At 67.3% G+C, this 20,158-nt stretch carries 11 protein-coding genes and 1 pseudogene; 5 read left to right on the plus strand and 7 right to left on the minus strand.

From position 1 onward, the window contains the following. Positions 1-26: 26 nt before the first annotated feature. The 4 genes and pseudogenes from ACTPOI_RS16455 to ACTPOI_RS16470 all read left to right on the plus strand — a co-directional run. Positions 27-3,026: pseudogene (locus ACTPOI_RS16455) on the plus strand (efflux RND transporter permease subunit); the annotation flags it as partial. Positions 3,027-3,187: 161 nt separating this feature from the next. Continuing rightward, positions 3,188-4,639 carry an efflux transporter outer membrane subunit gene (locus ACTPOI_RS16460; RefSeq protein WP_440110702.1) on the plus strand — a complete coding sequence of 484 codons (1,452 nt, stop codon included), beginning with the start codon at positions 3,188-3,190 and terminating at the stop codon, positions 4,637-4,639. Between the two features lie 204 nt (positions 4,640-4,843). Further along, entirely contained in the window at positions 4,844-5,668 is an 825-nt protein-coding gene (locus ACTPOI_RS16465) for an undecaprenyl-diphosphate phosphatase (protein WP_440110704.1), read from the plus strand. Position 5,669: 1 nt separating this feature from the next. After that, positions 5,670-6,608 carry a MipA/OmpV family protein gene (locus tag ACTPOI_RS16470; protein ID WP_440110706.1) on the plus strand — a complete coding sequence of 313 codons (939 nt, stop codon included), beginning with the start codon at positions 5,670-5,672 and terminating at the stop codon, positions 6,606-6,608. 24 nt (positions 6,609-6,632) lie between these two features. Here the strand turns inward: ACTPOI_RS16470 and ACTPOI_RS16475 are convergent, their stop codons facing one another. The 7 genes from ACTPOI_RS16475 to mutS all read right to left on the minus strand — a co-directional run bounded on the left by ACTPOI_RS16475 (position 6,633) and on the right by mutS (position 17,336). After that, entirely contained in the window at positions 6,633-8,276 is a 1,644-nt protein-coding gene (locus ACTPOI_RS16475; RefSeq protein ID WP_440110708.1) for a diguanylate cyclase domain-containing protein, read from the minus strand. A gap of 212 nt (positions 8,277-8,488) precedes the next feature. Then, positions 8,489-10,300 (minus strand): diguanylate cyclase domain-containing protein, encoded by a 1,812-nt coding sequence (locus tag ACTPOI_RS16480; protein ID WP_440110710.1) that lies wholly within the window; start codon positions 10,298-10,300, stop codon positions 8,489-8,491. Positions 10,301-10,320: 20 nt separating this feature from the next. Continuing rightward, a complete protein-coding gene (locus tag ACTPOI_RS16485; protein WP_440110712.1) occupies positions 10,321-11,805 on the minus strand; it encodes an oxygenase MpaB family protein in 1,485 nt (494 codons plus the stop codon). Positions 11,806-11,831: 26 nt separating this feature from the next. Further along, positions 11,832-12,653, minus strand: a complete 822-nt coding sequence (locus ACTPOI_RS16490) for a carotenoid biosynthesis protein (RefSeq protein WP_440110714.1) — start codon at positions 12,651-12,653, stop codon at positions 11,832-11,834. A gap of 156 nt (positions 12,654-12,809) precedes the next feature. Next, complete coding sequence (locus ACTPOI_RS16495; protein WP_440110716.1) at positions 12,810-13,622, minus strand: alpha/beta hydrolase; 813 nt, start codon at positions 13,620-13,622, stop codon at positions 12,810-12,812. A gap of 44 nt (positions 13,623-13,666) precedes the next feature. Next, positions 13,667-14,494, minus strand: coding sequence for a peptidase (locus tag ACTPOI_RS16500; protein WP_440110718.1), 828 nt, complete (start codon positions 14,492-14,494; stop codon positions 13,667-13,669). Positions 14,495-14,714: 220 nt separating this feature from the next. Continuing rightward, positions 14,715-17,336 carry a DNA mismatch repair protein MutS gene (gene mutS / locus ACTPOI_RS16505; RefSeq protein ID WP_440110720.1) on the minus strand — a complete coding sequence of 874 codons (2,622 nt, stop codon included), beginning with the start codon at positions 17,334-17,336 and terminating at the stop codon, positions 14,715-14,717. Between the two features lie 260 nt (positions 17,337-17,596). Here mutS and ACTPOI_RS16510 point away from each other — a divergent pair, with 260 nt between their 5' ends. Continuing rightward, positions 17,597-20,143: a putative bifunctional diguanylate cyclase/phosphodiesterase gene (locus ACTPOI_RS16510; RefSeq protein WP_440110722.1), complete on the plus strand. Its 2,547-nt coding sequence runs from the start codon at positions 17,597-17,599 to the stop codon at positions 20,141-20,143. The last annotated feature ends 15 nt before the right edge of the window (positions 20,144-20,158 follow it).

The following is a 20,158-nucleotide window of genomic DNA, read 5'->3' on the forward strand; positions in this document are numbered from 1 at the left end:
TGGCCACGGTATTGCTGACCATTGGCGTGGCGCTGGCGGGCATCGCAGCGTTTTTTGCGCTCCCCGTGTCACCGTTGCCGCAGGTGGACTACCCGGCCATCACGGTGTCGGCCACGTTGCCGGGCGCCAGCCCCGACACCATGGCATCGAGCGTGGCCACGCCGCTGGAGCGGCGCCTGGGCGTGATCGCCGGCGTGAACGAGATGACCTCGACCAGCTCGAACGGCTCGGCCCGGGTCAGCCTGCAGTTCGAGCTGAGCCGCGACATCAACGCAGCTGCCCGCGAAGTGCAGGCAGCCATCAACGGCGCCCGTATCGACCTGCCGGCCACGCTGCGCAGCAACCCCACCTACCGCAAGCGCAATTCGGCGGCGTCGCCCGTCATCATCCTGGCGCTGACGTCCGAGACGCGCACACCCGGCGAGATCTACGACGCCGTGTCGAACGTGGTCACCCAGCGGCTATCGCAGGTGGAGGGCGTGGGCGATGTCGAGATTGGCGGTGGCTCGCTGCCTGCGGTGCGCGTGGAACTGCTGCCGTTTGCCCTCAACCGCTACGGCATCAGTAGCGAGGATGTGCGTGCCGCCATCCAGGCCTCCAACGCCAACCGGCCCAAGGGCGCCATCGAGGGCGACGGACGCCGCCTGCAGATCTACACCCCGTCCCCGGCCCGCAAGGCCGCGGAGTACGAATCGCTGGTGATCGCCTGGCGCAACAACGCGGCCGTGCGGCTGGGCGATGTGGCGCGGGTGATCGATGGCGTGGAAAACCGGCGCACGGTGGGCCTGTTCAACGGCAGCCCCGCCATCATCGTGCTCGTCACGCGCCAGCCCGCTGCCAACATCATCGAGACAGTGGATTCGGTGCGGGCGCTGCTGCCCGACCTGCAGGCCCAGTTGCCGCAGGACATCAAGATCGCGGTCGCCTCGGACCGCACCAATACCATCCGCTCGTCGCTGAAAGAGGTGGAGCTCACGCTGATGGTGTCCATCGTGCTGGTGGTGCTGGTGGTGGGCGTGTTCCTGCGCAAGGCGCGCGCCACGGTGATCCCGGCGGTGGCCACGGTGGTCTCGCTGCTGGGTACTTTCGGGGTGATGTACTTCCTGGGCTTCAGCCTGAACAACCTGAGCCTCATGGCCCTGACGGTGGCCACCGGCTTTGTGGTGGACGACGCCATCGTGGTGCTGGAGAACACCGCGCGCCATATCGAGGCCGGCATGGACCGCGTGCAGGCGGCGCTGCTGGGCGCGCGCGAGGTGGGCTTTACCGTGCTGTCCATCAGCCTGTCGCTGGTGGCGGTTTTCATCCCGCTGCTGTTCATGGATGGGCAGGTGGGCCGGCTGTTCCGCGAATTTGCGGTGACGCTCTCGGTCGCGGTGATGATTTCGCTGGTCATATCGCTGACCACCACGCCCATGATGTGTGCGCTGCTGCTGCGCGCCCACGACCCCGCCCGGGACAAGCCCCCGGGGCGCATTGCGCGCTGGGCAGACCGCGGCTACCAGGCCGTGCTGCGCGGCTATGCGAACAGCCTGGATTGGGCGCTGGCCAGCCAGTGGATCGTGGTGGCCATCTTGCTGGCGGTGGTTGGCATGAACGTGTACCTGTTTGCCAAGATCCCCAAGGGCTACTTCCCCGAGCAGGACAACGGCCAGCTCAACGCCGGGCTGCGGGCCGACCAGAGCATCTCGTCAGAGGCCCTGGCGCGAAAGCTGCGCCAGGCGGTGGACATCATCCGCAAGGACCCGGCGGTGGACACGGTGGTGGGCTTCTCAGGTGGCAGCCGCGCAGGCGGGGGCTTCATGTTCGTCAACCTCAAGCCGCTCAAGGATCGAACGGACAAGGCGGACAGTACCCAGGCCGTGATTGCGCGCCTGCGCCCGCAGCTCAACCAGATCACCGGGTTGCGCGTGTTTCTGAACCCGGTGCAGGACCTGCGCATGGGCGGGCGGTCCAGCAACTCCACCTACCAGTACACCCTCAAGAGCGACAACCTCGCCGACCTCAAGCTCTGGGCCACCCGGCTGACCGATCGCCTCAAGACCGAGTCGCTGCTGCAGGACGTGGACACCGACCAGGCAGAGAACGGCGTCGAGACCTATGTGGAGGTGGACCGCGCCAGCGCCTCGCGCCTGGGCGTGAGTTCGCAGGCCATCGACAACGCGCTGTACAACGCGTTCGGGCAGCGGTCGGTGGCCACCATCTACAGCGAGCTCAACCAGTACGCCGTCATCATGGAATGGGGCCCCGAGTACACGCGCGGGCCGCCGGCCCTCAAGGATGTGTATGTGGCGGCCAACCCCACGGGCGCGGTGGGCAGCGCCGCCAATCCGGCGCAGCGCGGGGCATCTACCGGCAACGTGCTGAGCACCGCGCCATCCACCATGGTGCCCCTGAGCGACATCGCACGTGTGGTGGAGCGCGCGTCACCCACGTCCATCAGCCACCAGGATGGCGAGCTGGCCACCACCATCTCGTTCAACATCGACCCCGGTACCTCGCTCGCGCAGGCCCGCGCCGTGATCGAGCAGGCCGAGGCCGACATCGCCATGCCCATCAACGTGCGCGGCAGCTTCCAGGGCACGGCGCTGAGCGCGCAGGAGTCGGAGAACCAGCAGACCTTTCTGATCATTGCCGCCATCGTGGTCATCTACATCGTGCTGGGCGTGCTGTACGAAAGCCTGATCCACCCCATCACCGTGCTGACGACGCTGCCATCGGCCGGCGTGGGCGCCGTGCTGGCGCTGATGCTGTTTGACATGCAGTTCACCATCATTGCCCTCATCGGGGTGTTCCTGCTCATTGGCATCGTCAAGAAGAACGCCATCATGATCATCGACTTTGCGCTGGAGGCCGAGCGAGCCCGCGGACTGACGGCGCTGGAGGCCGTGCGCGAGGCCTGCATGCTGCGCTTTCGCCCCATCCTGATGACCACGCTGGCGGCTGCCCTGGGCGCGCTGCCGCTGGCCATCGGCTTCGGCCAGGGCTCTGAGCTGCGCCAGCCGCTGGGCATTGCCATCATCGGCGGGCTGGTGGCCAGCCAGCTGCTCACGCTGCTGACCACCCCCGTGGTCTATGTGCTGCTGGATCGCCTGCGCACCCGCACGCCGGATGAGCGCAGGCTGAGCCGCGCCGCCGGGCAAGACGAAACCGGGGCCGCTGCATGACCCACCTGATCACCGATTCCATGACTGCACCCACCCCTGAGCCATCACCGGCCCTTGCTGAACCGCTCCACCTAGTGCGCACGGTCGCAACCGCTGCGCTGTGCGGCTTGCTGGCGGCGTGTTCCACCCCCCCACCGTACAGCCCGCCCGCGGCCCCGGTACCAGCCGCGTTCAAAGAGGCCTCGGCCACCTGGATGCCCGCCGCGCCTGCCGATGCGATGGACCGCGGCCCCTGGTGGGAGATGTTTGGCGATGCCGAGCTCAACCGCCTGGCCGCGCAGGTGCAGCTGTCCAACCAGAACATTGCGGCCGCAGTGGCCGCGTACAGCCAGGCCCAGGCGGTGGTGCGCCAGGAGCGCGCCGGGCTACTGCCGGGGGTCCGGCTGAGCGGCGGGGCGTCCCGCGCGGGCGGCGAGGGCGCCAGCCGCTCGGGTACCAGCACGCAGGCGACGCTCGCGGCCGACTGGGCGCCAGACCTGTGGGGGCGTCTTGCAGGCAGCATCAGCAGTGCCCAGGCCAGCGCACAGGCGAGCGAGGCCGACCTGGCCTCGGCCCGCCTGTCGGCCGCAGGCACGCTGGTGTCGGCCTATTTCCAGTTGCGCGAAGCCGACGCCGAGCTGGCCCTGCTCGATGCCACCGTGCAGGGGTACGAGCGCAACCTGCAGATCGCGCGCAACCGCTATACCGCAGGCGTGGTCGCCGAGACAGACGTGCTGCAGGCGCGCACCCAGCTGGTCAATGCGCAGGCCGACATGGCGGGCGTGCGCCAGAACCGGTCGCGGCTGGAGCACGCCATGGCGGTGCTGACCGGCCAGCCACCGGCAGGTTTTGCCGTGGCTCCAGCGCCGGCATGGTCGGCAGAGGTTCCACCCGTGCCGCTGTCGGTGCCGTCGGCGCTGCTGCAGCGCCGGCCCGACATCGCCGCCGCCGAGCGTGCCGTGGCTGCCGCCAATGCGCAGATCGACGTGCAGCGGGCGGCCTACTTCCCGAGCATCAGCCTGGGCGCATCGCTGGGCACGGGCGGCGGCAATGTGGCCGACCTGTTTCGCGCATCCACCAGCGTGTGGTCGCTGGGGCTGTCGGTGGCGCAGACGCTGTTTGATGCCGGTGCCACGGCCGCGCGCGTGCAGGAGGCCGAATCGTCCCGCGATGCCCGCGTGGCGCGGTACCGTCAGACGGTGCTGGAAGCCTTTCAGGGCGTGGAAGACCAGCTGACGGCGCTGCGCACACTGCGTGAGCAGGAGCCCCTGCGCCGTGACGCCGTGGCGGCTGCAGAGCGTGCGGCCCAGCAGCAGCTCAACCGCTACCGCGCCGGGCAGGTGGGCTATTCCGAGGTGGTGGCGGCGCAGGCGTCAGCCCTGTCGGCACAGCGGGCCTTGCTGCAGCTGCAGGTCAATCGCCAGCTGGCGGCAGTGGCACTGGTGCAGGCGCTGGGCGGCGGGTGGCAGGCGCCCTGGCAGCCGCAGCCCTGAACGATAATCCCGCACCTCCAGGCATCCTCCGCACGATCACGGCGGTGTGCGCATCTGCGGTCCCGGGCGGGCTGCGTCGCAGCGCTTCCGCTGGATGCAAGCGGAGGCTCCATGGACCTTCATTTACTCCTGTTTTGATAGCTATATGCCATTATGGAGTAAGGGCTTTAGGCCATTTTGGCCCAATTTTTCCAAGGAACACGAGTGGACGTCGTATTGCTGGCCAAGGCCGCTGTCATGGGCATTGTCGAAGGGCTGACGGAGTTCCTGCCCATTTCATCCACCGGGCACCTCATCCTGGCCGGGGCACTGCTGGGGTTTGACGATGCCAAGGCCAAGGTGTTTGACATTGCCATCCAGACGGGCGCGATCTTTGCCGTGATCCTGGTGTACTGGCAGAAGATCCGCGAAACCCTGGTGGCGCTGCCCACCGAGCGCCAGGCCCAGCGGTTTGCCCTCAATGTGTTCATCGGTTTCTTGCCCGCGGTCATCCTCGGGCTGCTCTTGGGCAAGGCGATCAAGGCGCACCTCTTTACCCCGGTGGTGGTGGCCAGCACGTTCATCATTGGCGGGTTCATCATCCTGTGGGCCGAGCGCCGCTCGCCTGCCCACACCCGCGTGCAGACAGTGGACGAGATGACGCCGCTGGATGCACTGAAGGTGGGGCTGGTGCAGTGCCTGGCCATGGTGCCGGGCACCAGCCGCAGCGGGGCGACCATCATCGGCGGCATGCTGCTCGGGCTGTCGCGCAAGGCGGCCACCGACTATTCGTTTTTCCTGGCCATGCCCACGCTGATCGGCGCCGGCGTGTACAGCCTGTACAAGGAGCGCGCACTGCTGTCGGTGGCCGACATCCCCATGTTTGCCACCGGGCTGGTGTTTTCGTTTCTGAGCGCGTGGCTTTGCGTGCGCTGGCTGCTGCGCTACATCAGCTCGCACAGCTTTGTGCCGTTTGCCTACTACCGCATCGTGTTCGGCATCGTGGTGCTGGTCACGGCGTGGACAGGCTGGGTGCAGTGGGCAGAGTGACATGACCGTGGTGAACCACAAGCGGATTTTGGATGTGCCCGCCGGCACGGGCTTAACGTTGGCCTTGGCGCTGGCCTTGGCGCTGCTGCTGGGCACCGTGCCCTTGGCGGCCCGCGCCCAGGCAGCCGATGCCGCGCTGGCGCCTGCCGACCACGCCGCGCCCAGCCTGGCCCGCGAAGACGTGGCGCCTGCCCCTGCTGCAGCCTCGCCCGCGGCCATCCACTACGCGCTCGGCTTGCTGGTGACCAATGGCCCTGACTATGCCGGTGGCGGCAGCCGCACGACGGGGCTCAGGCCCGCGTGGGCGATCGAGTACGGGCGGTTTCGGGTCAGCAGTTCGCGCGGCAGTGCCTTTTTGGGGCATGGGCTCAGCCCGCGCGAATCGGGGGCCAGCGCCACGCTGGCGCGTAGCGACCAGTTCAACCTGAGCGCCTCGCTGCGCATCGACCGGGGCCGCGATGAGTCTGACGCGCCCATCCTCGCAGGGTTGCCGCCCGTGCGCGCCACGCTGCGTGGGCGGCTCAGTGCGGGCTATGCGCTGACCCCGCGCTGGTCGCTGGGGGCGGGGCTGTCGCAGGATATTCTGGGACGCGACGGTGGCGCACAGTGGACGACCAGCATGGGCTACACATGGCCCCTGACCGAGCAGACACGCATGTCGTTCAGTGCCGGGGCCAGCTTTGCCGACCGCACCTACCTGCGCTCGCATTTCGGTGTGCCCGCCGGTGGCGTGGGGGCGCTGCCGGCGTTCGAGCCGGGCGGGGGGCTGTACAGCGTGGATGGCGGTGTGGAGGTGATGTCCGCCCTCAACCGCCACTGGGTGGCGCTGGGAGCGGTGCGGGCATCGCAGCTGCGCGGGGATGCACGCCGCAGCCCGTTGACGATCGAGCCCACGGGGTACTCGGTATCGCTGGGGCTTGCGTACCGCTGCTGTCGCTGAGTTGAGCGCTGCTGTCAGGCCGCATCAAACGGAAGACAGCGCCAGGTCACCCTTGTTGCGGCGCAGGCAGAACTTGCCGCCCTGCTTGCCGCTGTACATCGCTGCATCAGCCAGCTTGAGCAACCCTACGGCATCGTGGCTGTCTGCGGGTGCCAGGGCGTAGCCAATGGTCAGGCCCACCTCGACCTGCACCGTGCCCAGCGAGAACGGCAGGCGAAAGGCCTCCAGCAGCTTCTGACCCAGTTCGTGCGCCTGGTCCTCGCTGCCCAGCTCGCCCGTCATCACCACAAACTCATCGCCACCCAGGCGCGCGACCACGTCGCTCTGGCGCACGTGGCGTTGCAGCCTTCGCGTGACGGCGACCAGCAGCTCGTCGCCCACGTCATGACCGTGCTGGTCGTTCACGGGTTTGAAGCCGTCCAGGTCCATCACGTACAGGGCCAGCATGCGGTCGGGGCTGCACCGTGACAGGGCGGTGTTCAGTGCCGTGTGCAGGCCGCGGCGGTTGGGAAGGCCTGTGAGCGGGTCGGTGTGCGCCAGCGAGCGCATGGCATCGCGCTCGCGGTTGGCGCTGACGGCCTGGATGCGCAGGTCCTTGGTGCGCAAACCCAGCACGCGCATGAACAGCAGCATGTCCAGCGTGGCGCCGAACTGGAACGAGTGCAGCGTCCAGAAATTGACGGGCACCCAGCCGCGGATCACGCCGATGACGATGGCGGTGGCCACAAAGTACACCAGCCACGCCAGCAGCAGGCTGCTGCCCACGGCATCGCCGCGGAGGGTGCGCTGCACCGCCCCAGGGATGCCCATCAGTGCCGGCACCAGCCCCATGATGCTGATGATGGCGGCAATGGCCGGGGTGCTGAGCACGTCCAGTGCATACACCAGCGCCAGCAAGGCGCACAGCATGGCACCACCACGCATGCTCTTGAGCAGCAGGCTGCGGGGTCGGTCGCCTGCCAGGGCCTGGCTGATGAAGAGGAATGATCCGCAGGTGGCCATCAGGGCCGACAGGCCCGCTGCGTGCGCCTCGACCCACGGCAGGTCTCGCCACAGGTATTGCGTGCCCAGGCCGAAAAGGTGCACCGAAAACAGCAGGCTGCCCATGGTCAGCAGGGCGTACTGCACGAACAGCACCTCGCGCAGGTTCACCCACTGGGCCAGGCTGTAGATCAGCAGGCACAGCGCCAGGCCGGTCAGTACACCCTGCAGCATCTGCTCGTTCAGTGCAGCGCTGTTCCATTCGGCCGGTTTCATCAGCCGGATGGGCAGCACCATGGCGCCGCGGGTCTCCACGCGAAGCAGCACCTCGTACTGGCCGCCCGGCTTCACGGCCAGCGTGGCTGCATGCGAGCGGCTGCGCATGGGGCGCTCGGCGAACGGCTGCAGGCTGCCCAGCCGCACCTGCTGCACCACCTCGCCCGCGGCCACCAGGTACACATCCACCCGGTTGAGCACGGGGTAGTCAATGTCCAGCACCCAGTGGCCGTCTGAAGCGGGCGATACCGCCACAGGCAGCCTGAGCCACACCGGCTCTGCACGCACGCCCAGTGTGCCGCTGTTGCCCGACGGGGGCTCGAATGCTGCCAGCCGCGCCAGCACATCGTGCACCGTGAGCTCGCGGGTGGGGTCGGGCAGCACGGTGACCGATGGCCATACCTTTGACACCGGGACCTCATCGGTCAACAGTGCGGCGCTTTGTGCCCACGCCTGAGTCGTCGCCGTCCCGAACAAGAGAAAAGCTGCGATTGCCCGGCCCAGCCACAGCGCCGCCAGCCACCTCCACGCGGCAGCAAGGGCCGGCTGGCGCAGCGGCAGGTCCGCTGCTGGCCTCCGTAGGCCGGGTGCGACCCACGCCTTCGTACGCTCCGTGCCCATGGTCATGCTGCGGTCTCCTTGCCAGCACGGGCGTTGCTCCCCCGGGCGCGCCGCAGGGTGCGTTTGCCATCCTGCTTGCCGGCATACATGGCCGAGTCAGCAAGGCGCACCATCGCCTGCGCGTCCTGTGCGTCCAGCGGCGCCAGCGCATAGCCAATGGTCAGGCCCACGTCGATCTGCAGCGGACCCAGTGCAAACGTATGGTCGAAAGCGGTCAGCAAAGCCATTCCGATGTCCTCCGCCTGCTGCGGCGTTTCCAGGTCGTGCGCCAGGATGATGAATTCGTCTCCACCGAGGCGCGCAACCACGTCAATGTGCTGCCGCACGTTGGCCTGCAGGCGGTGTCCCACAGCGACCAGCAGGTCGTCGCCCACGTCGTGGCCGTACTTGTCGTTGATCGGCTTGAATCCATCCAGATCGATCAGGTAGACCGCCACCAGCCGGTTGGGGCTGCACCACTCCAGCGCGGTGTTGAGCTCGCGTTGCAACCCGCGCCGGTTGCTCAGGCCCGTGAGCGGGTCGCTGTGGGCCAGGCGCCGCATGATCTCGCCGTCGCGCCGGGCCTCCTGGGCTTCGACCCGGATCGCGCGGGCACGCAGGCCCATCACGCGCAGGAACAGCAGCATGTCGACGGTGGCTCCGAACTGGAACGAGTGCATCGTCCAGAAGTTCGCGGGCACCCAGCCCTGGACCAGGCACACCATCACCGCTGCGGCCACGCCATAGGCCACCCAGGCCACGAGCAGCGTGGCGCCGATGGCGTCTTTCTTTCGAACCAGTGCAAGCGCCGCGGGTACGCTCAGAATCGATGGCAGGGGGCCTACAAGGCTCATGAAGGCGATCGCGATCGGCACGCTGACCCAGCCGAGCATCATGGCAACGCACAGGGTGCCGGTGATGGCGGCGCCCCAGCGCATGATGCGCGTGTACCGGGTAGGGCGGCGGCTGTCAGAAAGCGCGTGGCCCAGGAAAAGGAACGATCCCGCCAGGGCCGTGAGGCCCGCGGCCACGCCCCCGTGCCGCGCCATCCAGACGTTGTCCGGCCACAGGAACTGCGCCCCGATCCCGAAGAACTGTAGCGAAAAGCCCGCACTGCCGATCACTACCAGTGCATAGAAGGCGAAAAGACGCTCGCGCTGCGTGATCCACTGGATCAGGCTGTACGCCAGCAGGAAGAAAGCCAGCCCGTTGAGCAGGCCCTGCAGCATCTGGTCGCGCAAGGCGTGGTGCAGCTGGCTTGGCATGGTGCCGATGGTGATCGGCAGAATCAATGGCCCGGTGGCCTGTATGCGTATGAGCAGGTCATATGGCTGTCCGGGCTGCAACTCGAACGCCATGGCGGGCGTGCGGCTGGACAGCTGCGCTGTCGCCGCGTCGTCGCTCAGCTGCTGCACAAGCTTGCCACCGCTGGCAAGGTAAATGTCTGCCCGAAGCGATGCGTAGCCGATGTCGACCACCCAGGGCGTGTTCGATGCCTGCGGCGCAATCACTGGGATACGCAGCCACATAGCCGCCTTGTGGATGCCCAGCGAACCGCCGCGCCGGGCGGGCTGCTCGAACTCGTTCAGCCGCCCCAGCATGTCCTGTGCGGTGAGCTGGTAGGTCGGGTCGGCCTTGAGCGTGATGGTTTCCCAGGGATTGACGCGGGTGGTCTCGGAGGTCAACACCAGGGGCGCCAACGCCTGTGCCGGAAGAGGCAAGCCCGTGGCGAATACAAGTAGCGCTGCGGCAGCAGCCTGCGCTATGCAGCGGTACGCGCGGCCGGTACGGACCATTCGGACCACGACCAGGAGATGGCGAAGCAGCAGGAGCATGAGGCGTGACGTGGCTGCTGCTAGCGGGACTGCTGCCCGGTTGCACCTTGCGCTGCCGCGGTGCCCGCCAGGTCGGCGCTCCAGCTGCCACGGGTGGTGAGCCGGTCTTCCAGACGGTTGAGCCAGCGCGGAGCGCGCACGTCATCACTCCAGCCGTGCACCAGTGCATCCACCTGCGACAGCAGGCCCACGGGCAGCTGCAGGGGGCGGGTCTGGCTCATGAGCACCCGGCTCATGAAGTGATAGCCCACCACCCGCGTGAGCGCCCGGACCAGCGAAAACTGCGGCACGACGAGCCGAGCCAGCGTGTCCAGCGCCCTTGCCACCGCAAGCACGGCCCAGAACAGCGCGACCGACAGCCAGGGCACGGGCTGCGCCAGCAGGCCGAGGTCGTGCGCAGTGGCGCTGCCGCACAGGTAGCGCGTCATCAGCGGCGGGAAGGGCTTGACGATCTTCCAAGGCAGTGCACCAGCCATCGTCTGCATCAACGCCTGGCCCAGCGCCGGCCGGGGGTCGGGCGTGACTGGTTGCGCGCGGCCGCGGGCCTGCATGGCGGCCATCAGCGCCTGGCCTTCGTCCATGGTGTGGACCATCAGCGCGCGCTCGATGCCCAGTACATGGCCGACCACGTTCCAGGCATGCAGATAGGCTTCTTCGTCTTGCCGTGGCAGGCCAATGCCCAGCCTGCGCAGGCTGCGCAGGAACACATAGCCAAAGGTGAGCAGCGTGTACGCCAGTTCTTCCTGGTTGCAGGGCAGGCCGTCGCGCGATGTGTTCCAGCCATGCGCAAAAAGCGTCTGGTACATCACGCCGCGTCCGCCCGTGGCTGCAGGCCGGGGCTGCGCTTTGATGATGCCGTCCTGGCCTGCCTGCACACTGCGCACCACGTCTTGCGGGGAGCCGTGCAGGATCAGGTTGCGCGCCATGGCGTGGATGAGCCGCACCTTGAGCACCTGGGCGATGCCCGCGCCGCGCGCCGCCAGGCCGCCGTGCATCATCACGGGGAAGATCATGGCTGCGGTGGAACGGATGCGGTATTCGGTGTTCTGCTCCAGCTGGCCCGTGGCGTGCAGCACGCTCGACAGGTCGGGCACCACATAGCACTCGGGCAGGCTGGAGCAGAAAAGCAGGATGCACGACAGCGCCCCATGCTCCATGAACAGCGTTTCGGCGCGCTCGATCTGTGCCGCATCCGCCCAGGACGGAAGTATCTGCGCGGCCTGGATGTAGTGGTTCAGGGCGTCGGCCATGGCGTCGTCCACATGGCCTTCGATTTCCCGGTTGCCGACGGTGCCCCGGATCGCGCCCCTCGGTGCAGTCCACCAGGACAGGCTTGCGTTGTCGACCCACTGGTCCAGCAGGATGTTGACCGTCTGGATGCGCTCCCACTGCAAAGCGGTTTCATGGGCCACGCCCATCGGCCATTCGCCCAGGATGGCGGCGACAGTCTGGTCGGCCAGCGGGTCGGCCTGGAGCTGGAACGCGTCCAGCTCTGCGGAGCGCATACTGCCGTGGCTACGCACGCTGCGGCTCATGCAGCGGCCCCGCCCGTGGCGCGCCAGCGTTGCAGCCCCGCCCATGCACAGACGAGCGGGATGCCCATGGCGAACGGAGCGATCGAACGGATTTCGACCGGGTGGCCGTAGATCATTTGAAAAACCATGCCGGATGCGTACATGCCAAGGGGTAACAGCGCATGGCGTGCCGTGAAAGCGCCCGCCGTGCGCCCGGCGGGGCCGCGCGCCCACAGCCGAAACACCGCGATGATGACGAAGGCCACGAACATCCAGCCCAGGAAACCCTGCACCGTTTCCCCAAACCAGGCGCCGTCCGTTTTGACCATGATCCAGGCCTTCAGGACAAAGACAAAATAAGGGTCGGCCCCGAGATCGAACGCAGTCACGATCATGGCTGCCAGAAATGACAGCAAAACGGCAGGGCCCAGGCCCTGCGCGCCGTCCAGCGGCGCATGCCACACGATGAGGTTGGCCATGACGAAGCCGATGTACGTCAGCGCAAACCACATCAGCGGTATCACGAATGGCACACTGCCCACGCGGGGCCCCAGCACATCGGTGTAGTGGTATTCGCCAAAGAACCAGCCGTGGGTGGAGCCCATCTGCTCGGCAAACCAGCCGGCGCCCACGGCAATCACCACGAAACGCAGCGCGTTGGCACTGCCCAGCAACCGGGCCGCATTGGCCCAGCAGGCCGCAAACATCACCACCGAAGCCGCCGCGATGGCCAGGGTGGTCCCACTGGCGCCGTTGGCTGTCATCACGGCCAAAAGCACCATGCCCAGAGCGAGGCTCACCATGGGCAGTCTTGCAGCCGGCAGCAGAGGGACGGACATGTCGTGTATCGGGGTGTAACTCCTGACAGTGTAGGGGATGGCCCGAGGGGGCCATGCCCTTGTTTCCCCTGAGGCGGGAAACAGCCTGGTCGGCTTAAGCAAGCGGGCCGGGCCGACCAGTGGGTAGCCTCTGACCGACGCCCGAATCAGGCCGGCTCAGCCGCGCAGCGATTCCAGGTTGAGCAGCGATGCCTCAATGGCCGCCGCGGTGGCCAATGGCTTTTCCATCGGGAACAGGTGGCTGCCGTCGAGCATCATGGTGCGCCCCTCGGTGATGCGCAGCGTCATGGTCATTCCCACCTGCTTCATCTCGTCAGAATCGCGGCCGCCGATGAAAGCCGCCGGGCATTGCAGCGGATGCGCCGAGAGCAGACGCCCCAGGTTGTGCGGCAGGGTGTTGTAGATGGCGGTTTCCACCGCGCGGTCGAAGGCCAGCACGCGCTTGCCATCGTGGTCCTGCAGGCCATGCGCGATGTAGTCGGCCAGCACCTCGGGGTGCCACCGTGCAAACGTCTTCTTGCGGCGAAAGTGCTCCAGCGCCTCTTCGTTGCTGGCCCAGCTGAACCGGCGCTGGCGGCTGACCTTGCCCGGCGAGATCGAGCCGACCACCTGCGTGCGCTTGGCCATGCCCAGGGCGTTGGCCTTCCAGCCGCCGATCAGGGGTGAGTCGATCAGCAGCACGCCGCGCACCAGGTGCGGGTGGCGGGCGGCGGCCATCACGCTGAGGAACCCGCCCAGCGAATGGCCCACCAGGAACACCGGCTCACCCAGGCGTTCGACCTGCTCGGTGGCGAAGTCGGCCAGGTGCTGCACCAGGTGCGGCCAGTTATTGGAGACGGGGTAGCGCGGGTCATGCCCGTAGCGCTCGACCGCGGATACGTCGAAACCGCGGGCGTTCAGGTGCCTGAAAAGCACGCGGTAGGTACTGGCCGGGAAGCTGTTGGCGTGCGAGAAAACGATGGGGAGCATGGAAAAGGGCGAACTGGCTGGCGCCCGCAGGGCCTGAAAAAAGCTCAGATGAGCTTGTCCAGGTGGTTAGTGATCTTCTTGAGGGGCTTGCTGCGCGAGGGTGTCACCATGATCGGGACATTGGTGGTGCCTCCACTCCAGGCCGGGTCCTCGATGCTGTCGAACACCTGGCGCAGCTTGTGGCCCCAGCTGTCGTGCAGCATGCGGAAGTACGGGTTGTGTTCGTCGATGCAGATCACCTTCTCGGTCGAGAAACGGTCCACCTCGTACACCACCAGGTCCAGCGGCAGGCCTACCGACAGGTTGGACTTGAGGGTGCTGTCCATCGACACCAGTGCGCATTTGGCGGCTTCGTCCAGCGGGGTTTCGGGCGTGAGCACGCGGTCGAGCACGGGCTTGCCGTACTTGGATTCGCCGACCTGGAAGTACGGCGTTTCCGATGTGGCCTCAATGAAGTTGCCCGCCGAGTAGACCTGGAACAGGCGCATGCCTTCGCCCTTGATCTGGCCGCCGAACACCATCGACACATTGAAATCCACGCCCGAGCGCTTGAGCGCCGCGCCGTCGCGCTCGTGCACATGGCGCACGGCGGCGCCCAGCACGCGGGCGGCGTCGAACATGCTCTTGGCGTTCCAGATGGTCAGGCTCTCGCCGGTGTCGCTGTCCTTGAGCTGCTCGGTCTGCAGGATCTCGCGCACCGACTGCGAGATCGACAGGTTGCCGGCCGACAGCAGCACCATGAAGCGGTCGCCCGTTTTCTCATAGACCATCATCTTGCGAAACGAACTGATCTGGTCGAGGCCGGCGTTGGTGCGCGAATCGGACAGGAAAACCAGCCCGGCATTGAGTTTGATAGCGACGCAGTACGTCATGTACAGGGGTGGGGAGATGTTGAAAAAGGAGCCGCGAGTTTAGTCCCCCGGGTGCAGGCGCCGTGTCAGCCAACGCGAGGTATCGCGGCCGAATGCCGGCGGCCATCAAAAATGATAGCTACCAGGCATTATGAATAAAGCGCCTGAGCCCGATTTGACACTTAATTGGCCTGTGGGGCCGGTGGAAGGATCCCGCGGAGAGTGCAAGCCGGTGCTGCCGTTATCGTGCCGCCAGCTTCTTGAGCTGGTACAGCGCATCCAGCGCCTCGCGCGGGCTCATGGCGTCGGGGTTCAGTGCGGCCAGGGCGGCCTCGGCCGCGCTCGCTCCCATGTCAGGCGGCGCGGCGGGGGCGGCAAACAGGTCGACCTGCAGGTCGTCCTCGCCCGCGCGTTCCTCCAGCGCGGCCAGCGTGTGGCGGGCGTGGTGCAGCACCGGCGAGGGCATGCCCGCCAGCTTGGCGACCTGGATGCCGTAGCTGCGGCTGGCGGGGCCGGGCTGGATCTCGTGCAGGAAGACGATGTCTGCGCCGGCCTCGGCCGCGCTCACGTGCATGTTCACGGCATGCCGGGCCCGGGCGGGCAGCTCGGTCAGCTCGAAGTAGTGCGTGGCAAACAGCGTGAAGGCGCGCGTCTTGTCGTGCAGGTGCGTGGCGATGCCGCTGGCCAGGGCCAGGCCGTCAAACGTGCTGGTGCCGCGGCCGATCTCGTCCATCAGCACCAGGCTATGGGGCGTGGCGGCGTGCAGTATCTGCGCCGCCTCGGTCATCTCCAGCATGAAGGTGGACTGCGCGTTGGCCAGGTCGTCGGCCGCGCCGATCCGGGTGTGGATGGCGTCAATCGGCCCCAGCCGGCAGCTGGCGGCCGGCACATGGCTGCCGATGCTGGCCAGCAGCACGATCAGGGCCACCTGCCGCATGTAGGTGGACTTGCCGCCCATGTTCGGCCCGGTGATGACCTGCATGCGCGTGTTGGCGTTCAGCCGCGTGTGGTTGGCGATGAAGGCGGTGCTCGATGTCTCGGCCAGCCGGGCTTCCACCACCGGGTGGCGGCCGGCTTCAATGTCGATGCACGGCTCGGGCACGAATTGCGGCGCGCACCAGTTGAGCGTGAGCGAGCGCTCGGCCAGCGTGCACAGCACATCCAGCGCGGCCAGGGCCTGCGCCAGGCGCGTCAGCGCGGCAATATGGGGCTGCAGCTGGTCCAGGATCTGCTCGTACAGCCATTTTTCGCGGGCCAGGGCGCGTTCGTTGGCCGACAGGGCCTTGTCTTCAAACGTCTTGAGCTCGGGCGTGATGAAGCGCTCGGCGTTCTTCAGGGTCTGGCGGCGGCGGTAGTCTTCGGGTACGCGGTCCAGGTGGCTGCCGGTCACCTCGATGTAGAAGCCGTGCACCTTGTTGAACTGCACCCGCAGGTTGGGGATGCCGGTGCGGGCTTTCTCGCGGATTTCCAGGTCCAGCAAAAAGGCGTCGCAGTTGGTCTGGATCGCGCGCAGCTCGTCCAGCTCTGTGTCAAACCCGCCCGCGATCACGCCGCCGTCGCGCACCAGCGCCGCGGGCTCTTCGGCAATGGCGGCGCACAGCAGCGCGGTGCAGCCTTCGGGCGGGTGCAGGTGGCTGAATATTTCGATCAAATACGGCTCTGGCGTTTGTCCTGAAAGCGCCAGTAGCTCTGATTTTTGTAGCGTCTTGCACAGCGCCACCAGCTCGCGGGGGCGCACTTGGCGCAGCGCGATGCGGGCGGTGATGCGCTCCACATCGCTCACGCCCTTGAGCTGTGCCCGTAACGCGACCCACGGGCCGGAGCCGCCACCAGCGCCACCTGCGCCACGTAAGGCCGTGGTGGCCGACAGGCGGTGGCGGGCTTCAGTGCGGTCGCGCCGGGGCTCCAGCAGCCAGGTCTTGAGCAGGCGGCTGCCCATGCCGGTCATGCAGGTGTCCAGCAATGAAAACAGCGTGGGCGTGTCTTCACCGCGCAAGGTCTTCACCAGCTCGAGGTTGCGCCGCGTGGTGGAGGGCAGGTCGATCAGGTCGTCGCCACGCTGCACCTGCACGCTGTGCACGTGCGTGAGGCTGCGGCCCTGCGTGTGTTCGGCATACGCCAGGAGCCCGGCGGCGGCGGCGTGCGCTTCGCCCAGGCCGTGGGCGCCCCAGGCCTGCAGGCTGGCGGCGCCCAGGTGCTCCAGCAGCTTGCGCTCGCCCAGGGCACTGTCAAACTGCCAGTCGGGCCGCAGACTCATGGGGCAGGTGAAGGCGCCGGCCTGGCGCAGCACCACAAGCTGCTGTTCAAAGCGCTCGGTCACGCCTGCGCTGTAGATCAGCTCGCTGGGCGCCACGCGGCCCAGCCAGTGGGCCAGTTCGTCCTGCGTGCATTCGGCCAGGTGAATGCGCCCCTGCGTCACGCTCAGCCAGGCCAGGCCGCAGCGGGCGCGCGGGCCCTGGTGCACGGCCAGCAGCATCGATTCGGATTTGTCGGACAGCAACTCGGTGTCGGTCAGCGTGCCAGGCGTGACCACGCGCACCACCTTGCGCTCCACCGGGCCCTTGGTGGTGCCGACCTCGCCCACCTGTTCGGCAATCGCCACCGACTCGCCCATCTTGATCAGGCGCGCCAGGTAGTTCTCGAGCGCGTGGAACGGCACCCCGGCCATCACCACCGGTTGCCCTCCCGACTGGCCGCGCTGCGTGAGTGTGATGTCCAGCAACCGCGCCGCCTTCTCTGCATCGCCGTAAAACAGCTCGTAGAAGTCGCCCATGCGGTACAGGAGGAGCGTTTCGGGGTACCCGGCCTTCAGGGCCAGGTACTGCTGCATCATGGGGGTGTGGTGGTCAAGCGTGTCCGGCATGCGCGGCTGGGGGGCGAGGGGGCGAAAGGAGCGGTGGACTTTAGCAGTTCACCCTGGCCGGGCCGCGGGGCGTGCCTCACACGCTGACCGGCTGTTGGATCAGGGTTTTCCCGTGGTGTCACTGGGCGGCAATTTTGGTCCGGTTACGTTTGGACATATTCCTGTTCTTGGCGTTATGCTGACAGTTTTGCCTTCAGGGCGGAGCCACCGGCCCGTCGGGCAGACCATCCACTGCAGGTTTCAGAGGCTTCAGAGCGACCGTGATCTCGTCCGAACTGCTGACCGACCTACTGGCTCCCTTTGGCGAGGGGCCGATCGAGCCCATGGCGAGGGCGCGCCTGCAGGCGCTGATGGATGCCGTTCCGGTGGCGCTGGTGGAGTTCCGTCTGCAGCACGGGCGCCTGATGCTGCTGGCTGCCAATGCTGCCGCGCGGCGCATGCCGGGCCTTGGGGCCGTGCGCAATCCGGGCGCCGACGCTGCCGAGGTCTTTGATCTGCTTGCCGATACCCCCCTGCTCGAGCAGCTGATGGGCGTGGTGCGCGTGGGCGTTCCGCTGGATTGCCGCCAGGTGGCCCGCGAGCCCGGCCGCTTGTTGCTGGCCTGGGATCTTTCGGCCCGCCGTGTCACCAGCGACTGCATCGTGGTCACCGTGCGCGACGCGACCGAGGCCGAGACCTTGCGCGCATCCCTGGCCGCTGCCGAGCGTGCGCTGGAGGATTCGCGGCGCGAGCTGCGCGAGCAGACCGAGGTGTTCCACACCATGGAGAGCATGGCCCGAACCGGCCACTGGCGCCGTATCGAAGACCCGGGAGAAACGGTCTTGCTGTGGTCGCCCGGCCTGTGCGAGATCGCCGGGTTCGAGCGGCAGGAATGGCTGGACCCGGCCCATGCCGTGAGCGGCATCCTGCCGGAAGACCGCAAGGCATTTGACGCCGCGTCGCACGCCGGGGGCAGCACCGACGTGGAGTACCGCTGGCGCCGCCCAGACGGTCAGATCCGGTGGATGCGCTCGCGTGTGAGCCGCGCACTGGCACGCGAAGGCGTGCGGTCGGTGATGGGGGTGGTGCAGGATGTGACTGAAGAGCACCGCGCCGCCGAGCAGCTGCGGGAGCAGCTGCTGTTCATCCGGCGCATTGCCAGCCGCATCCCCGGTTTCATCTACGAGTACCGATCGCGTCCTGGCCAGCCCGTCAGCGTGCAATACATCAGTGATGCAGTGCGCGAGTTCATGGGGGTCGAGCCGAGTGAGGTGACGGCCGACCACGGCGTGCTGCTCCGCCGCGTGCTGCCCGAAGATCTGCCGCATGTGCAACGTTCGGCCATGGCCTCGGTGCGCAAGCTGGTGCCCTGGCAGTGCGAGTACCGCGTGCGCATGCCCGATGGCAGCGTGCGCTGGCATATGACCAATGCCATTCCCCACCGCGAGGCCGACGGCGCCGTGGTGTCGCACGGCTTCACGATGGACATCACCGACCGCAAGCGCGCCGAGCATGAGATCGAGCGGCTGGCGTTCTTTGATGCGCTCACCGGGCTCCCCAACCGAAGGCTGCTGCTGGACCGTCTGCAGCGCGCCGTCGCCGCCTGCCAGCGCACGCGCAACCTCGGTGCCTTGCTGTTCATCGACCTCGACAACTTCAAGGACCTGAACGACACCCTCGGGCACGACATGGGCGACCAGCTGCTGGCGCAGGTGGCCGCGCGCCTGGTGGGAAGCGTGCGCGAGGCCGACACGGTGGCACGCTTCGGCGGCGATGAATTCGTGGTCATGCTGGAGGCCCTGGCCCCCGAGCTGGCAGGTGCCGCCACCCAGGCCGAAGTGGTGGCCGAGAAGCTGCTGGCCAGCCTGAATCAGCCCTTTGAACTCGATGGCGGCCAGCACTACAGCACCCCGAGCATCGGCATCACGCTGTTTGGCGACGAACGCCTGTCGGTGGACGAACTGCTCAAGCGGGCTGACCTGGCGATGTACCAGGCCAAGGCTGCCGGGCGTAACACACAGCGCTTTTTCGACCCCGACATGCAGGCGGCCGTTAACGCGCGCTCCAACCTGGAAGCCGACCTGCGCCAGGGCCTGGCGCGTGGCGAGCTGCTCGTCCATTACCAGCCGGTGGTCAACCACCATGCGCTGTATCTGGGGGCCGAGGCACTGGTGCGATGGCGGCACCCGCAGCGCGGCATGATCAGCCCGGCCGACTTCATTCCGCTGGCCGAGCAGACCGGGCTCATCCTGCCCCTGGGGCGGTTCGTGCTGCACGCTGCCTGTGCCCAGTTGCACAAGTGGGGCCAGCACGCGGAGACTTCGCACCTGTCCGTATCGGTCAACGTGAGCGCGCGGCAGTTCCGCCAGCCGGGTTTTGTATCCGAGGTGTTGCAGGCGCTGCGGGACCACCAGGTACCACCCGAAAAACTCAAGCTGGAGCTGACCGAGAGCCTGTTGCTCGGGGACATTGAGGACACCATCTCACGCATGGCGCAGCTCAAGAGCGAAGGCGTCGGTTTTTCGCTGGACGATTTCGGTACGGGCTACTCGTCGCTGAGTTACCTCAAGCGACTGCCGCTGGACCAGGTCAAGATCGACCAGGGCTTCGTGCGTGACGTGCTGGCCGACCCCAACGATGCGGCCATCGTGCGCACGATTCTGGCGCTGGCCCGCAGCATGGACCTGGACGTGGTGGCCGAAGGTGTGGAAACCACCGGGCAGCTGGCCTTCCTGCGGCTGCATGGCTGCGAGGGCTTCCAGGGCTACCTCTTTGGCAGGCCCGCCCCCGCGGAGGACATTGATGCCATCCTGCGCCCGGTTGCCTAGCGCCTCTTTGCACGC

The sequence above is a fragment of the Acidovorax sp. BL-A-41-H1 genome, assembly GCF_051942715.1.